Below are 24,430 nucleotides of genomic sequence, written 5' to 3' on the forward strand. Positions count from 1 at the left end.
TAGCGGGTCACCAGAACTTGTAGCTGGCCGAGACGGCGAACTGGCGGCCGAACAGGTTCTGGCTGTGGTTGTAGCCTTCCCAGCCGTTCGGGTCGTAGTAGGGCTGCTTGTCCAGCACGTTCTTGATGGTCAGGCCCAGGTCCAGGTTCTTCACCGGCTTCCAGCTCAGCGCCAGGTTCACCGTGGTGTACGACGGCGCGCCGTCGCACAGCGTTTCGGGCAGCGCCACGGAAGCGGCGGTGCACTTGCCCGGCGCGTTGTCCTCGTCCCACGGACCGTAGGCCCACTTGGTGCGGCCGGTGTAGTTGACGAACACGCTGGTGACGAAGTTGCGGTAGCTCCAGTCGGCATTCACGGTGGCGCGGAAGCGCGGCGAATCGTAGTAGCCCACGGTGTTGCCGTTGAAGCCCTGGCCGTTGTCGCTGCTGATGGTTTCGCGCTTGCGGATGGTGGCCGAAATGCCGGTGCCCAGCTTGCCCATGTCGCCCAGCGAGAAGCGGGTGCGCGCGTCGATGTCCACGCCGTCGATCAGCGTGCGGCCGCGGTTGGAATAGGAGTTGATCAGGCCGCCCAGGTTGCCCACCGAGTAGCGCGGCACGCCGCCCGAGCAGGACGCCGCGTTGGCCGGGTTGGCGCACATGGCGGCCACCGCCGCCATATTGCCGCGGTCGGCGTCGGTCAGCTCGCTGCGGATGGCCTGGGTGGTGCCGGCCAGCGTGGGGCCGTAGGTATCCACCAGCTGGGTGAACAGCTCGTTGAAGTCCTGGCGCACGATCTCGTTGCGGCGGTAGACGAACCAGTAGTCCACCGACACGCTGACGTCCTTGGCCGGCTGCAGCACCAGGCCCAGCGTGGAGATCTTGGCCTTTTCCGGGCGCAGTTCAGGATTCGGCGGCGTGAGGCCGCCCACGGTGGTGGAGCAGTTGGAGTTCAGCAGCGTCTTGCCCAGGTCCACATCAGTTGGCGTGACGGACTTCAACAGCATGCGCGCGATGGCGTTGGTCTCGTCGCAGCGCACGGTGTCGCGGATGCCGCCCACCTGGGCGAACACGCCGCCGGTGCCCGATTCGGCCAGGTTGGGCGCGCGGAAGCCTTCCGAGTAGGTCCCGCGCAACAGCAGCTCGGGCCGCGCGCGCCATTGCACGCCCAGCTTGGGCGCCAGGTTCGCCGGGAAGTTGGGGTACTTGTCCAGGCGCGCGGCGGCGTTCAGTTCCAGCTTGTCCGTCACCGGCACGATCACTTCGCCGAACACCGCGCCGATGGTGCGCTTGCCGTCGAACCAGGAACCGCCCTGCTGCGTGATCAGGCCGTTGGCCGCATCCGCGTTGCCGGGCGTGAGGAAGCTCTCGCGCATCAGGCTGGTGCCCACGGCGGCGCGCACTTCACGCTCGCCCAGCTTGAACAGCGTGCCTTCCACTTTTGCGTCCCAGGTAATGAGCTTGGTCCAGGACTGGATGTCGAAAGTGGGATAGGCCTCGCGCAGCAGTGCGGCATTGGCCTCGCTGATCTGGCCGAACTTGTAGGCCGGGTTGTCGGCGATGTAGGTGCGGCCGGTGACAGGGTCTTTCGTGAACGGCCCGAAGGCCTTTTCAAAGCCCTTGGTGTTGACATTGATGGTCTGGAACAGCGTGGAGTGGCTGCCCGCCACGCTCAGCGCGGTTTCGAAGTCCCAGCCGCCACCGATGCTGCCGCGCAGGCCGGCCAGCGCGCGATAGTTGTCATCCTCGTTCTTCTGGCCGAAGTGGCCGGGCGCGTCCAGCATCAGATAGTTCAGGCCTGCGGCGCCGCCCATCGTGGCCGCCATGTCGGCGCCCAGTTTGCCTTGCAGGTAGACGTTGTTCGGGCTCAGATAGGGATAGGCGAAGGTATTGAGCCTGGTGCCGGTATTGCGCGCGAACCAGTTGTTGGTGCTGCCGCTGTTGAAGCTGCGCGGGCCGTTCTCGCCGCGCAGCTTGATGTGGGTGTAGGCCGCTTCCGCAAAGCCTTCCAGGTCGCCGCCCAGCTTCATGCGGCCGCTCACGTAGGCGGTGGCGCGGTCCGAGGTGGGGCCGGTGTCCAGCGAGTAGGGCAGGTTGTTCCAGATGCAGCGCGTGCCGGAAGCTTCCGTCAGCGTGTTGGTGCAGCCGGGGACGGCGCGCTGGGTGCGGGCGTTGTTGTTGGCCTTGTCGAACACGAAGAAGGTGCCGGGGTTCAGCACGCCCGGCTCGCTGCCGGTGCCGATGCGGAAGTTGGGCACGAAGGTCGGGTTGTTGACGTAGAAGTAGTCGGGGCGCTTCAAGTAGGTGTCGGCCAGGGAGATGCGGTCGCGCTGGTAGACGTTGACGGAGCCGTAGACGTTGTAGCCGTCGGTGTTCAGATCGCCCTTGCCGTAGATCAGGCTGGCCTGGCGCTCGCCGTAGGATTTCACGTCCGGCGAGAAGTCGGCGTTGGCGCGCGCCTCCAGGCCCTGGTAGTTCTTCTTGGTGATAACGTTGATCACGCCGGCCACCGCGTCCGAACCGTAGACCGCCGAGGCGCCGTCCGTCAGCACTTCCATGCGCTCGATGGCGGCGGCCGGGATGGCGTCGATATTGACGAACATGGTCTGGAAGCCGGCCGGCGCACCATAGAAGGACAGGCGGCGGCCGTTCAGCAGCACCAGCGTGCCTTGCGCGCCGAGGCCGCGCAGGTTGGCCTGCGAGCCGCCGTCGGAGCCGGTGAACATGGAGCGGAAGTCCTGCTGCGCGGGGCGCGCGGCGGGCAGGTTGTCCAGCACTTGCAGCAAGGTGCGGGCGCCCATGTTTTCGATCTGCTTCGCGTCGATCACCTGTACAGGCGAGGCGGTTTCGGCGTTGATGCGCTTCAGGCTGGAGCCGGTCACTTCGACCCGCGTGATCTTCTCGCCCTTGTCGTCCACTTCGTCGGCGGCCAGCGCGGACGAAGCCAGTCCCACCGCCACCATCGCGGCCATCAGTTTTTTCAATTGCATGGTTATCTCCCTTTTATAAGTGGTTTGTTATCGTGAGGCTGCAAGCGCCCCTCCCCGGTCCGCAGAGGGGTTCGTTGCTGGTAAAGACGGGTTACGGTCAGCGTGGCTGGACGGTGGCGCCCTCTGTGCCTATCAGCACGGCATTGGCCCAGTTGCCGCACACCTGCGCGGGCTTGCTGCCGCGCGCGCCCAGGGTGCGCAGGCTGACCTGGCTTAGTCCGCGCACGTCGATCTCCGGCTTGACCACGGCCGGCGCGCTGATCAGGCCACTGTCGTACAGCAGGCGTTCGCCGCTCCAGACCTGGAACTGCAGGCCGCCCGCGCTGCGGCAGCTGTCGTCCACGCCCAGGTCGGCGCGCAGCAGTTTCCAGTTGCCTTTCAACTCCAGGTCGACGCGGCCGGCCGGTCCCATGCCGAGGCCCTTGCGGAACCGCAGGCCGTTCATGCGCATTTCGGCGGCCTTGTTTGCAGGCTGCGTTGCGGGCTGCGTTGCGGGCTTGTCGCGGGTGACCGTCTTCGGCAGCGCCAGGTCGGACAGGTAGCGTTGCAGTTCCGGACCATCCGGCAGCTGGTGCTCCATCACGCGGAATTCGGACAGCGTAATGGGCGACACTTCGCTTGGCACGGCGGCGTTGAAGGCGCGCGCCGGTGCACCGCCCGGCTGCACGGCGGTCACCATCGGGTCGGTGCTGGCTGCCGCGTCGCCCTCGGGGTTCTGCGTGCTCAGGACGCGGAAGCGCAACAGACGGCCGGCTGCAGGCGGGAAGCTGATAGCTTGCGCGCCCTGCTGGAGTTTCAGCTGGCCGCGCTTGATGGGCGCGCCCCAGTCGCCGTTGTTATCGCCGAGATAGATTTCGTATTCGCGGATCTGGCCGTGCTTCCAGTGCTCGCCGGTGCGCGGCGCCACTTCGATGCCGTCGATCAGGCGGCGCTCGGTGAAGCCGATCACCCACTCGTGCGGCCCGCCCTGCATGGCCGGGCTGCGCGGCGTGCGGAACCAGGTCTCGGGCTTGCCGTCGAAGGCGTTCTCCAGGGGATGGCCGGTTTCCTCGGCCGGGCGGTTCAGCACCATCATCGCGTCCGCCGTGAGCGCGCGGCCGGCGGCTGGCGCGGCGGGGAAAGCGTCGTCAGCTTGCGCCAGCGCCGCAGGCACGGCCTGCACGCTGACGAGCAGCGGCTGGCGGATGTCCTGCTTCACCGTCTTCACGTGCAGCGTGCCAAGGCGGTCCGCCGGGTCGAAGTACCAGCCCTCGGCGGCAGCATCGAACGCGGCGCGGCCGGCCAGCGCTGGCAATGCCCGCGCCGGCGCCGTGTCCGCGCCGCCGGCAGCGACCTGCACGCCCGCCGGCTTCCGCCGTGCCAGCAAGCGCAGCGCATAGCTGCGGTGCGCTTCCTGTCCCGCGTAGCTGCCCTTCACCGCGCCGACTTCCACGCGCACGCCGTCCGTTGCGGCTTGCATGCGGATAAGCTGCTCGCTGAACGCCCCCTCCTGATACTGGCGGCTATTGCCGTCATCCTCATACAGCGTGAACTCCGAATCGCCGGGCGGGTACAAGTCCAGCGTCAGCTGGTCCTTCGGCTTCTCGCCGTCGAACAGCACCTCCGGATACATCGGCAGGATGGCGCCTGCGCGGACGAACACCGGCAGCTTGTCCAGCGTGACCTGCAAATCGATATCGCGCCCGCCCGCCCCGGCGGTAGCCTGGCGCCCGTCCCAGTAATCGAACCACTGTCCCTGCGGCAGATGGATAGCCTTGCGCCAGCCCGCGCTCACCGCCTGGCTGCGGTACACCGGCGCCACCAGCAGATCGCGCCCCAGCAGGTACTGGTACTTGTAGGCCTCGGTGTAGGCCGCAGGATCGCCGGGGTTATCCCACATCAGCCCCCGCACCAGCGGCGCGCCGCTCTGCTCCGCCTCGCGCATCAGCGTGTACATATACGGCGTGAGGCGCAGCTTGAGCTTCAGGTAGCGGCGGTTGATGCTGCGGTACGGCTCGCCGAACCACCACGGATGCTTGCGTTCCGCCGCCGCCCAGCCGGACATCCCCATCAGCACCGGCGTGAACGCCTTCCACTGCAAGTCGCGCGTATAGGTTTCCGGGCTGCCGCCGAAGATGGCGTCCACGTCGCCGGTGGCATAAGCCTGGCCGGACAGGCCCGAGCCGATCAGCGTCGGGATATGCCAGCGGATATAGTCCCAGCTTGCGCTCTGGTCGCCGGTCCACGTGACCGCGTAGCGCTGCGTGCCCGCCCAGCCCATCACCGTCAAGATGAAGGGGCGGCCATCGGAATTGTTCAGGATGCCGTCATAGGCCGACTTGTTCGCGTCCAGCGAGAACTGGTAGCCCTTGCCGGTCCATGCCACGTCCAGCTTCTGCGCGCGGGTGCCTGCGGTACCCACTTCCCACGCCATTTTCTCCACGCCGTTCTCGGTCCACAAGCCGGTACGGAAGCCGTACTTGGCCAGTCCCTGCACCGTCTCCGGCAGGTTCGTGTAGCCGCAGCCGTAGCCGTCGTTCGGCAGTATCCAGCCACCCGGCATGTCGTGCTCGCGGTAGCGGCGCGCCACCGACTCCACCACGTCCGGCGTTTTGCCGGTAGGGCCATCCGACCAGTCCTTCGGCACAGTGCCCGGCTTCTTCACATTGTCGCCGTCGTTGTAGCAATCGGCGTCGCCGTATTCCAGCGCCCAGCGCGGCAGCATGCGCGCGCGGCCGGTCCATTCGGTGTAGCGCGCCAGCACGTCGCGCATGGTTTTGCCGACGAAGTAGTAAGCATCGAACCGCGCCTCCGCGTGCTCCAGCGAGATCTGCTCATTCTGGCGCAGGTCGTAGCTGCCGTCCGACCAGGTATTGCGCAGCATGCCCCAGCCGCGTGAACTCATGAGAAAAGGCGCGGGACTCGGACGGTCGCCCTCCTCCCAGCCGCCCGAATACGACACCTGCAGCTGCTTGCCCTTGAATTCAAAACGCCCGTTCTGCTGGCCGCCGCCGAAGAAGCGCTCCGACTTGTCGCTCGACAGGGTTTGTACGGTCTGCTTCGCGCCCAGTTCCAGCGGCTGCACCTCGCTCCACAGCGGCACGCTGTCGCCGGCGCGGTACAAGGTGAAACGCAGCGGCTTGCGGTCGATGCGCAGGGACAGCGCGTCGGTGCTGATCAGGATATGCCCCGGCTGCTCGCTCACGCTGTGCCTGACCTGCGCGGCCGGCGCAGCCACCACGATGGCGGCAGCCTTGTCGCCCGCGCCCGTCAGTCCCGCCCCTTTGGGACCGGCCCAGATACGCACCACATCGGCGCGCGGCAAGCTAAGCTGTATTACGGCGCCGGTATCGGTGACCAGGTCCCATTGCTGGCCGCTGGCGGCAATGCTGCGCAAATTGCCGATGGGCGCCGCCAGCAGCGGTGCGCTGGACAGGATGCAAGCCACGCCAAGAACAGTTGAAAGACGTTTCATATCGAAAGTTTTTATGTGTCTGATACGATCACTCTAGAAACAAAAGCAAGCAAGGTCAACAAAAAGAAAGCGAAAACTCCAAAAAATGGCTAAATCGGCAGAACATTCCGCTCTATTTCTTTCGTTTTGTAATTTTATTGCGCTGCATACTTTCGATTTCGTCGCGAAACGGCCACAGGAACGGGCCGGCTGCGTTAGATTTGGCCTCTTAAAACTTTCTTTTATCTTTCGTATTTGACAGTTCGAAATTTACCACTTATGATTTCTACGACTCCAACCCATTATTTCTTTCGATGACTACCCTACTGCAGCGTGCTCCCCAAGACTGGCGTGATATCGGCGGCCTCGATACCGCCGAAGAAATCGTCCACCAGCCGGCCGTGTGGCGCGAACTGGCCGCCAGCCTGGCCGCGGAACAGGCCCGCGTGGCGGCCTTCCTCGGCGGCTGCCTGGGCGATCCGCGCCAGCGCGTGATCCTCACCGGCGCGGGCAGCTCGGCCTATGCGGGCGAAATCATCGCCGACGAACTGAATGCCGCCTGGCCGGCGCAAGTGCGTGCCGTGGCCACCACCAGCCTGCTCACGCATCCGGAGCTGTACCTGGAGGCGGACGCGCCGACCTTGCTGGTGTCCTTCGCGCGCAGCGGCAACAGCCCTGAGAGCACGGCGGCCGTGAGCCTGCTGCGCGACCTGGTGCCCGGCGCGCGCTTCCTGAACATCACCTGCAACGCCGACGGCCAGCTGGCGCAGCAAGGCGCCAGCGACGCCGCCGTCTGCAATCTGCTGATGCCGGCCGCCAGCTGCGACCGCGGCTTCGCCATGACCAGCAGCTTCACCTGCATGCTGCTGGCCGCGCTGTGCATGCTGGGCCGCGAGCCGCAGCTGGAACGCCTGGCACAGCTGGCCGCGCTGGGCGAGCAGGCGCTGCGCGAATGGGCGGCTCCGCTGGCCACGCTGGGCGCGCAACCGGTGTCGCGCGTGGTCTACCTCGGCAGCGGGCCGCTGGAAGCGCTGGCAAAGGAAGCCGCGCTGAAAATCCTGGAACTGACCGGCGGCCGCGTGCTGGCGGTGGCCAACAGCCCGCTCGGCTTCCGGCACGGCCCGAAAGCCATGCTGGACGCGGAAACCCTGGTGCTGATGTTCCGCAGCTCCAAGCCGCTGGCGCGCCAGTACGAACAGGACCTGCTGCAGGAGCTGCAACGCGAAAAAGTGGCGGGCCGTTGCCTCACAGTGGGCTGCGGCGCGCACATCGGCATCGACGCGCCGGCGTGGCCGGACGCCTGGCTGGCGCCATTGTGGCTGCTGATGGCGCAGCAGTACGCGCTGCACCAGTCCGCGCTGCTGCAACTGCGTCCCGACAATCCATTCACCGGCGGCACGGTCAACCGCGTCGTCCAGGGCGTCACCATTTACCGCCATGACCAATTCTGAACCACGCGGCTACCACGGCATCGATATCGGCGGCAGCAAGATCGAGCTGGTGGCCTTTGCTGACAGCGCCGGCGGCTTGGCCGAAGTCCACCGCGAGCGCATCGCCACGCCCGGCACCGACTTCGACGCCTTCGTGCAGGAGCTGGCGGCGCTGGTGCAACGCGGCGACGCGGCGCTCGGCATGCGCGCGCCTGCCGGCATCGGCCTGCCCGGCATCCTGGACAGCGCCACCGGCCGCCAGCTCAGCTCCAACGTGCCTGCGCTGAACGGCCGCCTGGTCGCCTCTGCCCTGCAGGACGCCCTGCAGCGCCCCATCGCCATCGGCAACGACTGCCAGTGCTTCGCCCTGTCCGAAGCCCACGGCGGCGCGGCGCACGGCCTGGCCAGCATGTTCGGCGCCATCATCGGCACCGGCGCGGGCGGCGGCTATTGCGTGGAAGGCCGCCTGCTGCGCGGCATGAACGGCATCGCCGGCGAATGGGGCCACTGGCCCGTGCCCGCGCCGCTGCTGATCCAGCACGCCGTACCGATACTCGATTGCCCTTGCGGCCGCAGCGGCTGCATGGAGCGCTACGTGTCCGGCCCCGGCATGAGCAAGCTGCACGCCCATTTCGGCGGCGGCAAGGACGGCGCGGGCGACACGCCGCTGGCCATCGTGGCGCGCGCCCAGGGCGGCGACAGGATCGCCGAGCAGACGCTGGCCGTGCACCTGGACCTGCTGGCCCACGCGCTGGCCACGCTGGTGATCTCGCTCGACCCGCACGCCATCGTGCTGGGCGGCGGCCTGTCCCAGCTGGCGCACCTGTACGAGCGCCTGCCTGCCGCCGTGCGCCGCCACCTGTTCGCCGGCGTGCAGGTACCGCCCATCCTGCCGCCCCGCTTCGGCGACGCCGGCGGCGCGCGCGGCGCCGCCCTGCTGGCAAAACAACTGTTCGACCAACCAACGACTGCGTGAGCACCATGACCCTACCTGCACCCTCGTCCCCCATCCAGCAAGTGGTCGCCGCACACCGGCGCGGCGCGGCGGCCGGCTTGTACAGCGTTTGCTGCAGCCACCCGCTGGTGCTGCGCGCGGCCATGAAAGTGGCGGCCTCCTACGGCACGCTGCTGCTGGTGGAAGCCACCTCCAACCAGGTGGACCAGTTCGGCGGCTACACCGGCATGACGCCGGCCGTCTTCCACGGCTACGTGCAGGACATGGCGCGCGAAGAAGGCTTCCCGCGGGAGATGCTGGTGCTGGGCGGCGACCATCTCGGCCCCAACGCCTGGCAGCACCTGGACGCCGCCAGCGCCATGCGGAATGCCGACACGCTGATCGCCGCCTACGCGGCAGCGGGCTTCCACAAGATCCACCTCGACTGCAGCATGCGCTGCGCCGACGACCCGGCCATCCTCAGCGACGAAACCATCGCCGCGCGCTCGGTGCGCCTGGCCATCGTGGCCGAAGCGGCCGCCGAACAGGCCGGCCTGCCGCCGCCGGTGTACGTGATCGGCACGGAAGTGCCGGTTCCCGGCGGCGAAGCGGAACTGGCCAAGGCCGGCGCCGTGACTTTGCCCGCAGCGGCGGCGCGCACGCTGGACGTGCACCGCAAGGCCTTCCTCGACGCCGGCCTGCACGCCGCCTGGCGCCGCGTGGTGGCCATGGTGGTGCAGCCCGGCGTGGACTTCGACCACAGCCACATCCAGCACTACGACGCCGCGCAAGCGGCCGCGCTGTCCGCCTTCGTGGCCAGCCAGCCAGGCCTCGTGTTCGAAGCCCACTCCACCGACTACCAGCGCGAAAGCGCGCTGCACGAGATGGTGCGCGACCACTTCGCCATCCTCAAGGTCGGCCCCGCCGCCACCTTCGCGCTGCGCGAAGCCATGCTGTCGCTGTGCCGCATCGAAGAAGAACTGGTGCCGGCCGGCCAATGCTCGCGCCTGATGCAAGTGCTGGACGAAGTGATGCTGGCGCAGCCGCGCCACTGGAGCAAGCACTATCCGGGCAGCAGCGCCGAACAGCGCCTGCTGCGCCGCTACGGCCTGAGCGACCGCTGCCGCTACTACTGGGGCGAAGCGCCAGTGGTGGCCGCGGTCGATACGCTGTTCGCCAACCTGGACGCGCTGCAGATCCCACTGTCGCTGCTCAGCCAGCACCTGCCCGAGCAGTACCTGGAAGTGCTGCAAGGCCAGCTGCCCGCCAGCGCCAGCGCGCTGGTGCAGCACAGGATCGGCCGCCTGCTGGCGCAGTACGCGCGCGCCTGCAACCGCAATGCGGCGGGCGGGGCAGGCGCAACGATGGCGGCCGGCGCATGCGCCGAGGCCTCCACCAGCAGCGCATCGATCTGTTAAGCTCGACGTTTTTTAAAGTCGACCGAGACGCCACCATGCGAAATACCAGCCAACGCCGCGCATCCATCCTGCAAATGCTGACCCAATACGGCTCCGTCCAGGTGACGCCGCTGGTGGAGCAGTTCGGCGTATCGGCGGTGACCATCCGCAGCGATCTGACCGCACTGGAAAGCCAGGGCGTGGCCACGCGCAGCCACGGCGGCGCCACCCTCACCCGCACGGCCGTCACTGAGCAAAGCATCCACCAGAAGGACGCGTTGAACCAGCAGCAGAAGGACCGCATCGGCGCACTGGCGGCCACGCTGGTGCAGCCGGGCGAAAACATCATCATCGATTCCGGCACCACCACCATCTCGCTGGCGCGCCACCTGCACGACGCGCAGGACGTGACGGTGCTGACCAATGGCCTGAACATCGCCTGGGAACTGGCCAGCGCGCCGGGCGTGGACCTGATCATGACCGGCGGCCTGCTGCGCAAGCAGTCGCTGTCGATCCAGGGCGCGCAGGCCGAAGCCACGCTGCAAGCCTACAGCTTCGACAAGCTGTTCCTCGGCGTGGACGGCTTCGACCTGCAGTTCGGCGTCACCACGCACCACGAAGCGGAAGCGAGCCTGAACCAGAAAATGGTGGAGCGCGCGAAAAAAGTCATCGTCCTCACGGACGCCTCCAAGTTTGGGCGCGTCAGCCTGCACCGCATCGTGCAGCTGAACCGCGTCCACACCGTCATCACCGACGCCAGCATCAGCCCCGAGTACAGCCAGGGGCTGCGCGACGCAGGCGTCGAATTACTCATAGCGGAATAGAGCGTGCTAAGCGGCAGAATACTTACCCCCACAGGTTGGATCACAGGCAGCATCGGCTTCGGCCAACGCATCCAGCAAATACAGGAAGACCCTGCCGCAGCAAGCGGGCTGACAATACTGCCCGGCTTCGTGGACCTGCACGTGCACGGCGCCGCCGGCGTCGACATCATGCAGGGCGGCGACGCCGGCGCCACGGTGGCCCGCACCCACGCGCGCCACGGCACCACCTCCCTGCTGGGCACCACGCTCACCGCCAAGGAAGCGTCGATCCGGCGCGCGCTGGCCGGCCTGGCCGGCGTGATCGCCGAGCGCCCCGCCGGCGGCGCGCGCATGCTGGGCGTGCACCTCGAAGGCCCCTTCCTCAACCTGCACCGCCTCGGCGCGCAGCCGCCGGACGTGATGGTGGCCAGCATGGAACTGGTGCGCAGCCTGAACGGCGTCGCCCCGATCCGCGTGCTGACGATGGCGCCCGAAGTGGACGGCCACCTGGCGCTGATCCCGCGGCTCAAAGCCATGGGCATCCGCGTGCAGATCGGCCACAGCGCCGGCACGTACGAGGATGGCGTGGCCGCGCTGAACGCGGGCGTGGCCGGCTTCACGCACCTGTTCAACGGCATGAGCGGCATGGACCACTACCACCCCGGCATGGTGGGCGCCGCGCTGGCGCATGCCGAATACGCCGAAGTGATCCCGGACCTGATGCACGTGAGTCCGGGCGCATTGCGCAGCGCGCTGCGCACCATCCCGCGTCTGTACGGCATCACCGACGCCACCAGCGCCACCGGCATGCCGGACGGCGAATACGCGCTCGGCACCCAGCGCGTGTTCAAGTGCCTGGGCTGCGTGCGCCTGGCCAGCGGCTCGCTGGCCGGCAGCGTGCTCACCATGGACCAGGCGCTGCGCAACTTCGTCGGCCTGGGGCTGGACCTGGCCGACGCCTCCCACCGCCTGTCGCTCTACCCGGCCGACTACCTCGGCGAAACGGAGCGCGGACGCCTGGCGCCCGGCGCCTGGGCCGACATGGTGGTGCTCAACGCCGAGCTGCAGCCGGTCGCCGTCTATGTCGAAGGCGAAGCCATCGACCTTTCCCCAACCTAGTCCGCACGGAGCCACGATGTCCATCGCCCAGCCAGCCGCACCCGCAACGCCAACGCGCGCCAAGCGCTTCATGCTGTTCATCGCCGGCATGGGGGGCCTGCTGTACGGGATAGACGTCGGCATCATCGCCGGCGCGCTGCCCTATCTTGAATCGACCGCCTCGCTGGCGTGGAAGCTCAGCGCGCAGCAGCTCAGCTTCATCGTGGCGGCGGTGCTGCTGGGTTCCGTGCTGTCCTCGCTGTTTGCCGGCGCGCTGGCGGACCTGATCGGGCGGCGCTGGGCCATGGCCCTATCGGGCCTGCTGTTCACGCTCAGCATCCCCCTGATCGCGCTGGCGGACGGCTACACGCCGCTGCTGCTGGGGCGCCTGCTGCAAGGCATCAGCGGCGGCCTGATCGGCGTGGTGGTGCCGCTCTACCTGGCCGAATGCCTGCACGCCTCGCAGCGCGGCCGCGGCGCCGCCCTGTTCCAGCTGCTGCTCACGATAGGCCTGGTGGCCGCCGCCGCGATCGGCCTGGCGCAGGCGCACTCGGTGGACGCCGTCACGGCCGCCGCGCAGGCCCTGCCCGAAACCGAGCGCGCCGCCACCGTCTTCGCCGCCAAGGACCACGCCTGGCGCAGCATCTTCTGGATGTGCCTCACGCCAGGCCTCGTGTTCACCGCCGGCGCGCTGCTGCTGGCCGAATCGCCGCGCTGGCTGGCCCGCCGCGGCCGCACGGAGGCCGCCCTCGCGTGCCTGCTGCGCACCCGCCCCGCCGCCGAAGCGCAAGCCGAGCTGCAAGCCATCCTGCAAGCCCAAGCCGCCCCCGTCGCCGCTGCGCCTGCCGCCTCCGCAGTTCCCGCGCGCCCGACTGCCGCGCATGCCACAGCGGCCATCCCCGCCTCCCCGGCCGCCCCGATGGCGGCAGCTGCCACCGGTGCGGGTAGCGCCGCCGCCAGCGACCCGCTGCTCAGCCGCCGCTACCTGCTGCCCTTCCTGCTGGCCTGCCTGGTGCTCGCACTGACGCAAGCGACCGGCATCAACTCCATCCTGGCCTACGTGGTCAACATCCTGAACCAGGCCGGGCTGCCGGGCGCCACCGCCAACATGGCCGACGTCGGCCTGAAGGTGGTCAACGCCGTCATGACCGTGGTAGCCGTGGTGCTGGTCGACCGCAAAGGCCGCAAATTCCTGCTGATGCTAGGCAGCGGCGGCATCGTCATCGCCCTGCTGGCCGCCGGCCTGCTGTTCCGCAGCGCCGAATCCGGCCAGCGCGACGTGCGCCCCGCCCTCGAGTCCCGCATCCACCAAAACAGCCTCGCCCTGCGCCTCGACAATTCCACCCTGCAATCCCTCTCCACCGCCACCTCCACCTCCACCGCCACCTCCAGCCAGGCTGAGCCGCATTCGGGGTCAGACCCCGGATGCGGCTCAGGCCGCCAGCGCCAGTGTCCGCCGGAGCAGCTGGTGGTGGCGTATGCGTACGGGCCGTTTACCGAATGTGCAGACGCGCCGCAGCGATGATGCGGCGCTGCCGGAATTGCGCATGACGCGCGAGGATACGGTGCAGCCGGATAGCGTGATCGGCGCGTTCTTCCGACGCCTGCACTTGAATCCGTTCGCGGACCCGGCCGAGGGCGCGAGCGCGCCGCTGCGCATCGAGAAGGCTTATCTGGCCCAGGTGCCGCCCGCTACGCACGGCTGGCAGGTGGCGCTGGCCATCTTCTTGTTCGTGGCCAGCTTCGCGGTTGGTCCGGGCGTGTGCGTGTGGCTGGCGCTGTCGGAGCTGATGCCCACGCGCATACGCTCGAACGGCATGAGCATCGCCCTGCTGATCAACCAGTTTGTGTCGACGGTGATTGCGGCCGTGTTCCTGCCGACCGTGGGCCAGCACGGCTACGCAACGATGTTCTTCTACGGCGCCGGCTGCGCGGTGCTGTACTTCCTCACCGCCGCCTTCCTGCTGCCGGAAACCAAAGGGAAAACGCTGGAAGCGATCGAAGCGCACTTCGACCGCAAGCGCGCGGCTTAAGGGTAAGGCTACGGCTAGGGTCAGGGGCTACCTAGTTCCCGGCGCGCGGGCGGATGCTGCGGCTGACACTGTCCCACAACGCCACCGCCTGCTCCTGGCTCAAGCCGCTCTCGCCGCGCCGGCCCGCGTCGAACTCCAGGTGCAGCGACGGCTGCAGCGGCCCGGGCGCCGGACGGCGCGTCTCCAGCGCGAAGCTGTATTGCTTGCGCGGGCTGTCGTCTTCCGGCTGTATCCACGCCAGCCATTCCTGCGCGTGCATGCCGGCCACCTGCAACTCGCCCTTGCGCAGCACTTTGGGATGCGCGCCCATGCGGGTCAGCAGCGAATCGCCGCCGCTCACGCGCTGCAGCAGCGACTTGCTCTCGTCCGGCGCATATGTGTCCACCACCACCGACACCTGCACCTCCGGCGCGGCCTTGCTGCGGAAACTGAGCTTGCCGTATTCGCCGGCGTAGCGCCCGTTCACCACTACCGGTCCGAGGCAGAAGCCCCTGGGCGCCTCGCCCGCCTTCTCGACGTGCCCGGCGAATTCCACCAACCGCGCCTCCGCCTTCACGTAGCTGTTCTCGTACGAATCGGTGGAGGCGACGATGTAGACGCCGTCGCGCAGCAGATGCAGCTCGTCGTTGTAGGCGTCGTCGATCTCCATCACGCGGAAGATCACGGCTTCCTTGCTGACGCGGATCACCTCCTTGAGCACATTGCTCGCCTTGCGGCCCGCCGCCAGCAGCGCGCCCCGGCGCAGTTCCACCTGGCGCTGGAATTCGGCCGCGTCCACGCCGGCGGCTTTCACCACCACGTCGATGGGCGCGCCGGCGTCGGTCAGGCCGGCCGGCGTGAAGATCGAGGACGATCCCATCGCCTGCTCGAAATCCTTGGGTAGTTCCATTTGATGCCGTCCCATGCACACGGCACGGACTTCCTTGCTGATAGGCGCCACAGGTTTAGCCTCCACCAAAGAGCAGGCCGTCAGCAGAACGGCCATGCCCGATAAAAGTATTTTCTTCATACCAGCCTTGCGATAGCCGCGATCTTGGTGATCGCGTAGTGCGTGACCTTTTGCGCGATGGCGTCGCCGTAGGCCGGTTCGTGTTCGAATCCGCTTAGCTTGAACTGCTGCTTGATGTTGCCGCCGCCCGCCTTGCGCGGCGCGCGGCCCGAACTGGCAGGCACCGTGCCGTCACCATTCCCGTCCTGCATGCCGCAGGAGATTTCATAGTAACTGGTTTCGTACACATGGCCACCGCCGTAGCCGGAGTAATCAGGCATGAATTCGGTCTTGCCGCCCATGTACAGCTTGTTGCTGCCGTCGGTGCGCACCTGGTCGTTGCCGTAGGCGAGCGCGCCCGCCAGGTCCGGCGCCTTCCCGCCGGGCGACATGCCGCGCTTCATCTGCCAGTGTATCTTCTCGAAGCTGTCGTAGCCGTCGCCGTCGCCCACTTTGCCGCCGTAGAACACATAGGTCTGCGCGTGGTACTGGCCGGCCAGCTCGTCGTGGAAGGCCTTGGCCAGCTTGACGTTCTTGGCGAATTCGTTCCACTTGATGGCCAGGCCGTCCTTGGGCGACAGCCATTCTTCGCGTACCAGCCCCCACCACGCGGAGCGCTCCAGGTAGATTTCCGTGTACGGATCGGCATTGGGCAGCGGCGGCGCGGGGTGGCCCTTGTCGTCCTTGATGTTGAGCCAGTGCGGGCCGTATTCGGCCGACGGCAGCAGCTGCAGCGCGCCCGGCGCCTGCGCGAACACCGCCGTCACCTCGCGCCCGTTGGAGCCGATCACCAGCCCCGCCGTGAAGCTCTCCTCGCGCATGCCGACTTTGCAGCGCCGGTAGGCCACCGCCGCGCCCACGGCCGGCATCACGCCGTGCACGATGCCGGCGATCTTGTCGGCCATGCCGTCCAGTTGCGCGCAGCTGCGCGCCACCAGGCCGCCCATCGAGTGCGTCACCAGGATCACCTGTTCGCACTTGTAGGCGCCCTTGTTGTTCTCGGCGATGACTTCGGCGATGCGCTCCTTGAGCGCCTCGGCCGCCTGCGTGTTGGAGGCTAGCCAGTTGTAGCCGCAGGCGTACACCGGGAAGCGGCACTTGGCGCGCTTGAGCAGCTCGTCCGACAGGATGGGCGCGGTGACGTGGTTGTCCTCGGCCACGCGCGGCAGGCCGCTCATGTCCATCGAGATGCCGGGATACAGCTTGCGCGGCGGCGGCTTCTCGCCCGGCTTGGGCGCGGCGCTGACGGAGGTATAGGAGAAGTCGCCCCAGTAGGCCGGGTCGTACCCTTCGCCGTTCATCTTCTGCTCCAGCCACAGCAGGAATTTGTGATAGCTGGCCTCGGACACCTCGCCCCAACCGCGCTGGAGGAAATGCGCCTTGTCGCGGATGGTGCCCACGCCCTTTTTCGGCACGGCGCCTTCGCGGTAGACCTGGGTGCGTTTGGGATGCAGCACCTTCTGGCGCGTTCCCGAGCCGCGCTTGGCCCACATCATGGCCAGGCCGAGCGGCGCGCCGGCGGTCTTGTTCAGCACCCAGACTTCGTCGCCTTCGGTGCTGGCCAGGTCGGAGCCCATGATGCCCGGCACGAACACGATGGGCAGGATGTGCGACGGCGGCATGGTGAGCTTGACCGCGTCCGCCAGCATGGAGCTGGTCGTCTGCCACGCGAACGTCGGCATGCCCCTGGCATCCGGTATGCCGATCTGGCTGCGCTCTTTATCCTCAGGCACGCTCGCCATCAGCCCGCTCTCACTCTCATCATGCTAGTTTCGTCCCGCTCGCGTAGTTGTTTAATTCTACATAATTTACGCGATTCAAGAAAAACGTGCCGCGCGGCTGAGCTAGCGTGCAGGGCCTTTGAACAGCAGCCACAGGCAGAACGCGCTTTCGCCGACCAGCGCCGGCAGCAGGATGGCGGGGAACAGCATGCTGGCCAGCGGCGGGCTGAGCACCATGGCGAAGCTGTTGACCAGGTAGCAGGCGCCGGCCAGCTGCATCAGCACGCCGATGGCCTTGGGGATGTAGCCGGACTTCCAGATCAGGTAGCCGACAATCAGGATCTCCACGCCGAAGAAGATCAGCGCCAGGCCGAAGGCCTGCGCGTGCGACACCACCGTGAGATAGGCCATGGTGTGCAGCTGCGGCAGCGCTGCCGGCGGCAGGTATTTGGCCATCGCCAGCGTGTCGAGCATGGCTTGCAGCTGCAGCGCGCTGACGCTTTCCACCGCCAGCGAGGTAATGGCAAACAGCACCACCAGCAGGCTCAGGTTTTTGCTCACGGGCCGCAGCAGCACGTAGAAAATCCACGTCAGCGCCACCGCGCACAGCAGCAGGAACATCTGGCCGGCCACGCCCAGGCGCCACAGCCATTCGGCAGCCTGGATGCGGCGCACGGTGGCTTCGGGATCGCCGCCCACCACCAGCGTGCCGCGCACGTAGGCCTCGCCCAGCAGGCCGATCACGATGATGATCAGGTAGAGCACGCCGCCCAGCCGCGCGTAGGTTTGCAGCGCTGCGCGCGGCGGATGCATGATGCTGCTGCCGTCCATACGTTCTCCCGGTGAGGGACTGCGATTATTCGACTTGCTTGAGAATTTTTTCAACCGACGCGACGCTGGCCGACAGCTTGGCCACCTCGGCCTGCATGGCGGCCAGGGTGGCTTGCTGCGCCGCCTGCGCCTGCACGGCTTTCTCGGCCAGCGCACTGTAGGCCGCGTCGCTGTGGGCGCGGGCGCGCGCGGCAACCGCCGCCGAGAAATACTTCATGCCGAAGATGACCACCGCCGCTCCCAGCGGCAGGCAGATCGTCAACAGGTATATGCTTTCAGACATGGCAAACCTCTACTGTTCGTTGTGGACTTTGAGTGTCTTCGCCATCTCCGCGATGGAAGCCGGCGTGAGCTCGATGCTAAAGCTGCTGGGTTCGAAATAATTGAGGGCCTTGCCGTCGTTCGACAGTTCCATCTGGCTCACCACCAGGCCCGCCTCCTCCAGCTTCTGCAAATGCAGATGCAGCAAGGGCCGGCTGATGCCGAGCTCGCGCGCCAGCTGGCTCACGTAGTTGCGCCCGCCCGCCACCAGCGCCGCAATAATGCGCAGCCGGTGCGGATTGGCCAGCGCTGCCAGTACCGCCAGCAGTTGGTCGCCTTCGAGGGATGGTTTCTTTGCGCTCACATGTCAACAATATCTTACACGTGATACAAGGTCAAGCAGATTCAAAGGAGTAAGATTCACTTATGCAAGTCATTGCGGAGATCGGCGATGTCATACGAGATCGTGCATACGTTCGGCAGCACCACCTACTTCATCTTCGTTCTGCTGTTCCTGTGGGCAAGCCGCGTCCCGAGGACCAACTCCGGGGCCGGCTGGTGGGCCGTCTCCATCTCCTGCGCGCTGCTGGCGCGCCTGGGCCTGTTCGTGCTGCTGGCGGCGGCGAACCAGCGCCTGGCCATTGCCGTCTACATCATGTTCAATGTGCTGGAAAAGCCTTTCCTGATGACGGGACTGGTGCGCTTCCTGAACCTGAGCGTGAGGATGCGCTGGTTCTGGACAGCCGCGCTGGCCGCCGAGGCGTGGCTGTGCCTGGCGCTGGCTGCCGATTTCCCGTCATGGGCGCGCACCCTGGGTTACGCGCTGGTCAATGCCGGCTTCATGCTCTGCATGGCCGGCTTCCTGCTGAAACGCCGCGCCGAGTTCCCCGCCTGCCGCTGACCGTCGCCGCGGCCGCCTGCGCCGCGCTGGCGGTGCACTGGCTGGCCGCGCCGCTGGTGCTGTATCTGTTCCCCAGCTGGTTCCGCAACGGCTTTGTGCTCGGCACGGTCCTGGTGCTGGTGCAGTACCTATCGCTGCTGGCCGCCGTGCTGGCGCAGTTCCAGTCGCGCCTGCTGGAAGCTGAAAGCAAGGCGCTGGACCTGGCTTTCCTCGATCCGCTCACTGGCTTGAATAACAAGCGCCACGTGCACACGCTGTTCGACCAGGCCCTGGTGCTGGCCACCCGCCCGCACCAGGTGGTGGCCGTGTTCTACATCGACCTGGACAACTTCAAGCCCATCAACGATACGGCGGGCCACGCGGCCGGCGACGAAGTGCTGAAAACGGTGGCGGCCCGCCTCAAGGGCAGCACCCGCAGCACCGACATCTGCGCGCGCGTGGGCGGCGACGAATTCGTGGTCATCGGCACACAGCTGGACAGCGAGGAGCAGGCGGAAGGAATCGCCAGGAAGCTGCTCGCCCAGCTGACCATGCCGGTGCTCGTGAACGGCCGGAGCCACGCGCTGGGCGCCAGCATCGGCATCGGCCTGCATCCCCGGCACGGCAGCACGCTGCCCGAGTTGATGCAGTGCGCGGACCAGGCCATGTATTACGTCAAGCGCAACGGCAAGAGCGGCTGCGGAGTTTTCCAGGGAGCGCCGGCCGCCAGGACGGCCTAGCTGAATTCTGTTCACTATCATCTTGAATATTGATCGCTTCTGCGCCGGCCGGCAGCGTGGCATGCTGCCGCATTGTTGTACTGCCGGAGAAAACGCCATGCTGCTGCGCCATATCTTCAACACCGTCACGACCGCCATGCTGGCCATGGCCATCGCCACGTGGCTCGAGCTGCCCGCGCCGCAGATTTCGATGGTGTGCGTATTCATCGTCATGCAGCCGCAGGCCAGGCAGGTGTTCACCAAGGGCTATTACCGGATGCTGGGCACCATCGCCGGAGCGCTCGGCGCATGGGCCATCGCCACGCTGTTTTCACAGTCGCCGGCGCACTTGCTGGCGGCGGTTGGCATCTGGGTCACGCTGTTCACCGGCATCGCCGCCTTCTACAGCCAGCCGCAGGCCTATTCCATCGTGCTGACCGGCTATACGCCGGTGCTGATCGGCATACCGATGGCCTTCCAGGCAGGCCACATCGGCGCCGGCGCCGCCGCGCGGCTGGCCGAGGTCGGGCTGGGCATCGCGTGCGCCAGCGTGGCCGCATTCATCAACGGCGGCCGCGCGGAGCAGAATGCGCATCCGGCCGCCGTTCCTGCCGCTACCGCCTCGCCCACCGCTCCCGGCGCGGCCAGCGCCTCGCTGGCCGGCCTGCATCCGGCCATCGCGATCGCCGCCATGGCCTCGCTGTGGCTGGCCACCTCCTGGCCAGGCGGCCCGATGGCGACACTGAACGCCACCGTCAATTGCGCCCTGGTGGCGCTGGCCGCACAGCCGGTGCGCATGGCCGTACAGATGACCCTGGGCACCCTGCTCGCCATCGCCGCAGGCATCGCGCTGCAGCTATGCTACCCGCTGCTGCCCGCGTCGCTGCCTGCCGTTCCCTACCTGCTGCACGCCAGCGCGCTGCTGTTCGGCGCCTGGATGACAGGCCGGCCCGACTCGCTGGGCCGTGGCCTGGGCTACAGCATCACGCTGTGCATGCTGGGCTACCCGGGCGGCAGCCTGGTGGGCGGAGCGGGCGGCAACCACTACCTGCACGACGCCGCCGGCCTGGCCACGTCGGTGTTCGTGCAGACCGCAATCTGTGCGGTATTATGGCCGCTACGCCAACGCACCGTGCCCACATGAATGTCGACCGCATCGATCTGAACCTGCTGCGCGTTTTCAACATCGTCTACGAAGAACGCAACCTGCAGCGCGCGGCGCGGCGCCTGAACCTGAGCCACTCCGCCGTCAGCCACGCGCTGGGACGCTTGCGCGACGCCTTGGGCGACGAACTGTTCGTGCGCACCGCCAGCGGCATGCAGCCCACCGCCCGCGCCCAGGCGATGGCGGCGCCGCTGCGCAACGCGCTGCAGCAGATCGGCGGCGCGCTCGGCAACGAGCCGTTCGCGCCCGCCACCGCCGAGCGCGACTTCGTCATCGCCGCCACCGACTACGTCACCCTGCTGCTGCTGGACCGCCTTAGCGCGCAGCTGCAGCAACTGGCGCCGCGAGTGAACCTCGTGATACGTCCGTCCACCCGCATCGACCTGGCCGGCCAGCTGGACCTGGGCCGCATCGACCTCGCCATCGGCGTGTTCGCCGACATCCCGCCCCGCTTCAACGCCATGCCGCTGTGGACGCAAACCGACACGCTGGCCATGCGCCCCGGCCATCCGCTGGCCGGCCGCCCCGTCACGGCCGACGACATGGCGGCCTATCCGCTGATCGCCGTCTCGCTGGGCGGCGCCGAAGAAGGCGCGGTGGACGGCTTCCTGTCCGAGCGCGGCCTGGCGCGCGAATCCGACATGTTCGACCGCGCCGCCCTGCCCGACACGGCCCGCCTGCGCATGCTGGTGCCGCATTCGCTGGCCGTGCCCTCCCTGCTGCGTTCAAGCGACATGCTGGCCTTGCTGCCCTCCTCCGTCAGCCGCTTGTTCGTCGAGCGTGAGGGCCTGGTGGCGTCGCCGCTGCCTTACGCGGCGCGCAGCCGCCGCATGCAGGCCATCTGGCATACCCGCAGCGACGGCGATCCCGCGCTGGACTGGCTGCGCTCTCAGCTGCCTGACTATCAATCCGCAACGGAGTAGAATAAAAGCAAGCGTCACCTTCAATCTTCTCGCAGGAACAATCGTGAAATCCGCCGCCACCTGGCTGTTTTGCATGGGCCTGCTGCTCGGGAACGGCGCCAGCGCGGGCGACAGGCTGGTGCTGGCCCATCCCTTCCCCAAGGAAGCCAGCTTTGCTCCCGGCGTGCTGTCGCTGATCTGCGAGGACGCCTTCCGGCAGCTGGGGCTGGACGTGGAAGTTCGCATGTTTCCGCCCCTGCGCGGCTCCATCGAAGCCGACGCCGGCCGGATAGACGGCGAAGTGGGTCGCGCCCACGCCTACGCCGCCGCCCACCCCGAGCTGGTGCGGGTGGACGAACCCCTGCTGTCGTTCCGCGTGGCCGCCTTTACCCGCCTGCCGGGCCTGAAGATCGCCAACTGGGACAGCCTGAAAGGCACACCCTACAAGGTGACATACCGCAGCGGCTACATCACCTTCAAGGCGCAGCTGGAGCAGGTGCTGCCACTGCAGCAAATTTCCTCCGTGGTCGACAGCCAGACCGGCCTGCAGAACGTGGCCCTGGGCCAGACCGACATCTTCGTCGACCTGGAAGAGTTCGGGCAGCGCCAACTGGCCAAGCTGCACAAGCGCTACCGCGACGTCTACAACGCCGGCCTGGTGCAGGACACGCCCGTCTACATCTACCTGCACAAGCGGCACGCCGCGCTGGCGCCGCGCCTGGCCGATGTGCTATCGAAGATGAAATCGAACGGCGCCATCGCCCGCCATGTCGCCACCACGCTGGGCGAGGAGCGCGGCGCCGAGGAATAGGCTAGCGGGACATCCGCCGCGGCCACAGCAGCACATCCATCAAGCCTTTCGGCTTGGCCCCGGTATCCAGCCCCGTAGGCGGATACTCGCCGCGCCGGGGCGGGCAATAGGTCCCGAAGACCACGTCGAAGACGGGAAACAGCGCGGAGAAATTCCTGTCGAAATGCTCCCGCAGCGCCGAATGGTGCAGCCGGTGGTATTGCGGGGAATTGAGCAGGAAGGACCAGCGGCCGAAGCCCAGGCGGATATTCATGTGCAAAAACACGTTGTAGTAGGCCAGCAGCGCGTATGCCCCCAGCACCTCCGGCGGCGCCTTGAACACCATCCCCGTGACCAGGTAGATCGACAGCATCTTGATCCCGTGCTCGGCCCAGTAGTGGCGGCTGGTCGTGGACGCGTTCAAGGCCGCGTCGCTGTGGTGGAAGGAATGCATCGCCCACAGCGCGGGCACGCCGTGCTGGGCGCGGTGGAACAGGTATTCCATCAGATCGGCGGTCAAGGCGTAAGCCGCGAAGCCCAGCCAGAACCCAGCCCCGGCGGCGGGCAGCTCTACCCAGCCTCCGCCGGCCGCGTTGACGGCGGCGACGGTCAATATCGACAAGGCAGGGGCGATAAGCGCCTGCGCAAAGATGTAAAACGTGGTGTAGCAGAGGTTAAACCCGCTCGCTGCCAAGGGCTGCGCCTCGGCCGGCGCCAGGCGCTCGACAGCCAGTCCGGCGATGACGATGGCCAGGAATATCAGAACTGCAATCGCGGTAGCTGCAAAGTCCATATCGGCGCCCTCCGTACGAAGCACCAATCTTATACCGCATTTCCCGGCTGCAAAATGAAAAAAGGGCCGCATGCTCGCGCATACAACCCTTTTTCTTCCTACTGGTGCCGCTGACCGGAATCGAACTGGTGACCTTCGCATTACGAATGCGCTGCTCTACCGACTGAGCTACAGCGGCGAAACCTTGCCTGGCGCCTGTAGCGGTGAGTACCGGCTACGGCGAAAGAGGCTCGCATTCTAACAATAAACAGTTCGAATGCGCTAGTGCTTTTTTAAAAATTACTCGCCGTGGTAGCCGGTCACCACCGCCACCTCGTCGCGCGAACCCAGGAACACCGGCACGCGCTGGTGCAGCTTATGCGGCTGGATGTCCATGATGCGCTGCTTGCCGTCGGTGGCCGCGCCGCCTGCCTGCTCCACGATGAAGGCCATCGGGTTCGCTTCGTACATCAGGCGCAGCTTGCCCGGCATGGAGGTGTCGCGGGTGTCGGCCGGGTACATGAAGACGCCGCCGCGGTTCAGGATGCGGTGCACGTCGGCCACCATGGAGGCGATCCAGCGCATATTGAAATTCTTGCCGCGCGGGCCGGTCTCGCCTGCCAGCAGCTCGTTTACGTAACGCTGCACCGGCGCGTGCCAGTGGCGCGCGTTGGACATGTTGATGGCGAATTCCTTGGTGGTGGCGGGAATCTGCATGTCGCGCTGGGTCAGCACCCAGGAGCCCATCTCGCGGTCCAGCGTGAAGCAGTTCACGCCCTGGCCGGTGGTGAGCACCAGCTGGGTTTGCGGGCCGTACACGGCGTAGCCGGCCGCCACCTGCTGCGCGCCCGGCTGCAGGAAGTCCTGCTCGGACGGCGTGACCATGCCGTCCGGCGCCTTCAGCACGGAGAAGATGGTGCCGATGGAGACGTTCACGTCGATGTTCGAGGAGCCGTCCAGCGGGTCGAACACCAGCAGGTATTCGCCCATCGGGTAGCGGTTAGGGATCGGGTGGATGGTTTCCATTTCTTCGGACGCCATGGCCGCCAGGTGGCCGCCCCATTCGTTCGCTTCGAGCAGGATCTCGTTGGAGATCACGTCCAGCTTCTTCTGCACTTCGCCCTGCACGTTCTCGGTTTCCAGCGCGCCCAGCACGTCGCCCAGCGCGCCCTTGCCTACGCTGTGCGAGATGGTTTTGCAGGAGCGGGCCACCACTTCGATCAGCAGGCGCAGTTCGGCCGGGATGGTGTTGTGGAGGCGCTGTTCTTCGACCAGGTACTGGGTCAGGCTGATGCGTTTCATTGT

At 67.0% G+C, this 24,430-nt stretch carries 21 protein-coding genes and 1 tRNA gene; 12 read left to right on the top strand and 10 right to left on the bottom strand.

What is annotated here, in order from left to right; genetic code table 11:
- Positions 1-7 precede the first annotated feature (7 nt).
- Positions 8-2,968 carry a TonB-dependent receptor domain-containing protein gene (locus ACFJI2_RS21445; RefSeq protein ID WP_377701804.1) on the bottom strand — a complete coding sequence of 987 codons (2,961 nt, stop codon included), beginning with the start codon at positions 2,966-2,968 and terminating at the stop codon, positions 8-10.
- Positions 2,969-3,065: 97 nt separating this feature from the next.
- Complete coding sequence (locus tag ACFJI2_RS21450) at positions 3,066-6,422, bottom strand: TIM-barrel domain-containing protein (RefSeq protein ID WP_377701805.1); 3,357 nt, start codon at positions 6,420-6,422, stop codon at positions 3,066-3,068.
- A 293-nt stretch (positions 6,423-6,715) separates the two neighbouring features.
- Here ACFJI2_RS21450 and ACFJI2_RS21455 point away from each other — a divergent pair, with 293 nt between their 5' ends.
- The 7 genes from ACFJI2_RS21455 to ACFJI2_RS21485 are packed head-to-tail and all read left to right on the top strand — an operon-like array spanning position 6,716 to position 14,096.
- The gene (locus ACFJI2_RS21455; protein ID WP_377701806.1) at positions 6,716-7,852 is read left to right on the top strand and encodes an SIS domain-containing protein; all 1,137 of its coding nucleotides are present in this window, start codon (positions 6,716-6,718) and stop codon (positions 7,850-7,852) included.
- Positions 7,839-8,807 (top strand): ROK family protein, encoded by a 969-nt coding sequence (locus ACFJI2_RS21460; RefSeq protein WP_377701807.1) that lies wholly within the window; start codon positions 7,839-7,841, stop codon positions 8,805-8,807. Before ACFJI2_RS21455 ends, ACFJI2_RS21460 begins: the two co-directional genes overlap by 14 nt.
- Positions 8,808-8,812: 5 nt before the next feature.
- Entirely contained in the window at positions 8,813-10,183 is a 1,371-nt protein-coding gene (locus ACFJI2_RS21465; RefSeq protein ID WP_377701808.1) for a D-tagatose-bisphosphate aldolase, class II, non-catalytic subunit, read from the top strand.
- Between the two features lie 35 nt (positions 10,184-10,218).
- Positions 10,219-10,986 (top strand): DeoR family transcriptional regulator, encoded by a 768-nt coding sequence (locus ACFJI2_RS21470; RefSeq protein WP_107873166.1) that lies wholly within the window; start codon positions 10,219-10,221, stop codon positions 10,984-10,986.
- Positions 10,987-10,989: 3 nt separating this feature from the next.
- On the top strand, positions 10,990-12,084 hold the full coding sequence (locus ACFJI2_RS21475; protein WP_377701809.1) for an N-acetylglucosamine-6-phosphate deacetylase: 1,095 nt from the start codon (positions 10,990-10,992) through the stop codon (positions 12,082-12,084).
- 16 nt (positions 12,085-12,100) lie between these two features.
- Complete coding sequence (locus tag ACFJI2_RS21480) at positions 12,101-13,588, top strand: MFS transporter (RefSeq protein WP_377701810.1); 1,488 nt, start codon at positions 12,101-12,103, stop codon at positions 13,586-13,588.
- A 22-nt stretch (positions 13,589-13,610) separates the two neighbouring features.
- Positions 13,611-14,096 carry an MFS transporter gene (locus tag ACFJI2_RS21485; protein WP_377701811.1) on the top strand — a complete coding sequence of 162 codons (486 nt, stop codon included), beginning with the start codon at positions 13,611-13,613 and terminating at the stop codon, positions 14,094-14,096.
- A gap of 31 nt (positions 14,097-14,127) precedes the next feature.
- Here ACFJI2_RS21485 and ACFJI2_RS21490 read toward each other — a convergent pair whose 3' ends face one another.
- The 5 genes from ACFJI2_RS21490 to ACFJI2_RS21510 form a co-directional block, all read right to left on the bottom strand.
- A complete protein-coding gene (locus ACFJI2_RS21490) occupies positions 14,128-14,985 on the bottom strand; it encodes a T6SS immunity protein Tli4 family protein (RefSeq protein ID WP_377701812.1) in 858 nt (285 codons plus the stop codon).
- Between the two features lie 116 nt (positions 14,986-15,101).
- Positions 15,102-16,826 carry an esterase/lipase family protein gene (locus ACFJI2_RS21495; RefSeq protein WP_377701813.1) on the bottom strand — a complete coding sequence of 575 codons (1,725 nt, stop codon included), beginning with the start codon at positions 16,824-16,826 and terminating at the stop codon, positions 15,102-15,104.
- A 102-nt stretch (positions 16,827-16,928) separates the two neighbouring features.
- Positions 16,929-17,636: a DUF4386 domain-containing protein gene (locus ACFJI2_RS21500; RefSeq protein WP_377701814.1), complete on the bottom strand. Its 708-nt coding sequence runs from the start codon at positions 17,634-17,636 to the stop codon at positions 16,929-16,931.
- Positions 17,637-17,661: 25 nt separating this feature from the next.
- The gene (locus tag ACFJI2_RS21505; RefSeq protein ID WP_377701815.1) at positions 17,662-17,919 is read right to left on the bottom strand and encodes a hypothetical protein; all 258 of its coding nucleotides are present in this window, start codon (positions 17,917-17,919) and stop codon (positions 17,662-17,664) included.
- A 9-nt stretch (positions 17,920-17,928) separates the two neighbouring features.
- Positions 17,929-18,261 (bottom strand): ArsR/SmtB family transcription factor, encoded by a 333-nt coding sequence (locus tag ACFJI2_RS21510; RefSeq protein ID WP_377701816.1) that lies wholly within the window; start codon positions 18,259-18,261, stop codon positions 17,929-17,931.
- Between the two features lie 87 nt (positions 18,262-18,348).
- Here ACFJI2_RS21510 and ACFJI2_RS21515 point away from each other — a divergent pair, with 87 nt between their 5' ends.
- The 5 genes from ACFJI2_RS21515 (at position 18,349) to ACFJI2_RS21535 (ending at position 22,374) form a co-directional block, all read left to right on the top strand.
- Positions 18,349-18,798 (top strand): hypothetical protein, encoded by a 450-nt coding sequence (locus tag ACFJI2_RS21515; RefSeq protein ID WP_377701818.1) that lies wholly within the window; start codon positions 18,349-18,351, stop codon positions 18,796-18,798.
- A gap of 32 nt (positions 18,799-18,830) precedes the next feature.
- On the top strand, positions 18,831-19,517 hold the full coding sequence (locus ACFJI2_RS21520) for a diguanylate cyclase domain-containing protein (RefSeq protein ID WP_377701819.1): 687 nt from the start codon (positions 18,831-18,833) through the stop codon (positions 19,515-19,517).
- Between the two features lie 97 nt (positions 19,518-19,614).
- On the top strand, positions 19,615-20,640 hold the full coding sequence (locus tag ACFJI2_RS21525; protein ID WP_377701820.1) for an FUSC family protein: 1,026 nt from the start codon (positions 19,615-19,617) through the stop codon (positions 20,638-20,640).
- On the top strand, positions 20,637-21,584 hold the full coding sequence (locus ACFJI2_RS21530) for a LysR family transcriptional regulator (protein WP_377701821.1): 948 nt from the start codon (positions 20,637-20,639) through the stop codon (positions 21,582-21,584). The genes ACFJI2_RS21525 and ACFJI2_RS21530 overlap by 4 nt, the downstream gene beginning before the upstream one ends.
- A 43-nt stretch (positions 21,585-21,627) precedes the next feature.
- Positions 21,628-22,374, top strand: coding sequence for a substrate-binding periplasmic protein (locus ACFJI2_RS21535; protein WP_377701822.1), 747 nt, complete (start codon positions 21,628-21,630; stop codon positions 22,372-22,374).
- Position 22,375: 1 nt separating this feature from the next.
- Here ACFJI2_RS21535 and ACFJI2_RS21540 read toward each other — a convergent pair whose 3' ends face one another.
- From ACFJI2_RS21540 to ACFJI2_RS21550, 3 genes are all read right to left on the bottom strand, one after another.
- Positions 22,376-23,146 (bottom strand): sterol desaturase family protein, encoded by a 771-nt coding sequence (locus ACFJI2_RS21540; protein WP_377701823.1) that lies wholly within the window; start codon positions 23,144-23,146, stop codon positions 22,376-22,378.
- Between the two features lie 102 nt (positions 23,147-23,248).
- A tRNA-Thr gene (locus tag ACFJI2_RS21545) sits at positions 23,249-23,324 on the bottom strand.
- 101 nt (positions 23,325-23,425) lie between these two features.
- Entirely contained in the window at positions 23,426-24,427 is a 1,002-nt protein-coding gene (locus ACFJI2_RS21550; protein ID WP_377701824.1) for a class 1 fructose-bisphosphatase, read from the bottom strand.
- Between the last annotated feature and the right edge of the window lie 3 nt (positions 24,428-24,430).

It is taken from the genome of Pseudoduganella sp. UC29_71, from assembly GCF_042693265.1.
In the GTDB taxonomy this organism is placed as follows: Bacteria; Pseudomonadota; Gammaproteobacteria; order Burkholderiales; family Burkholderiaceae_D; genus Rugamonas.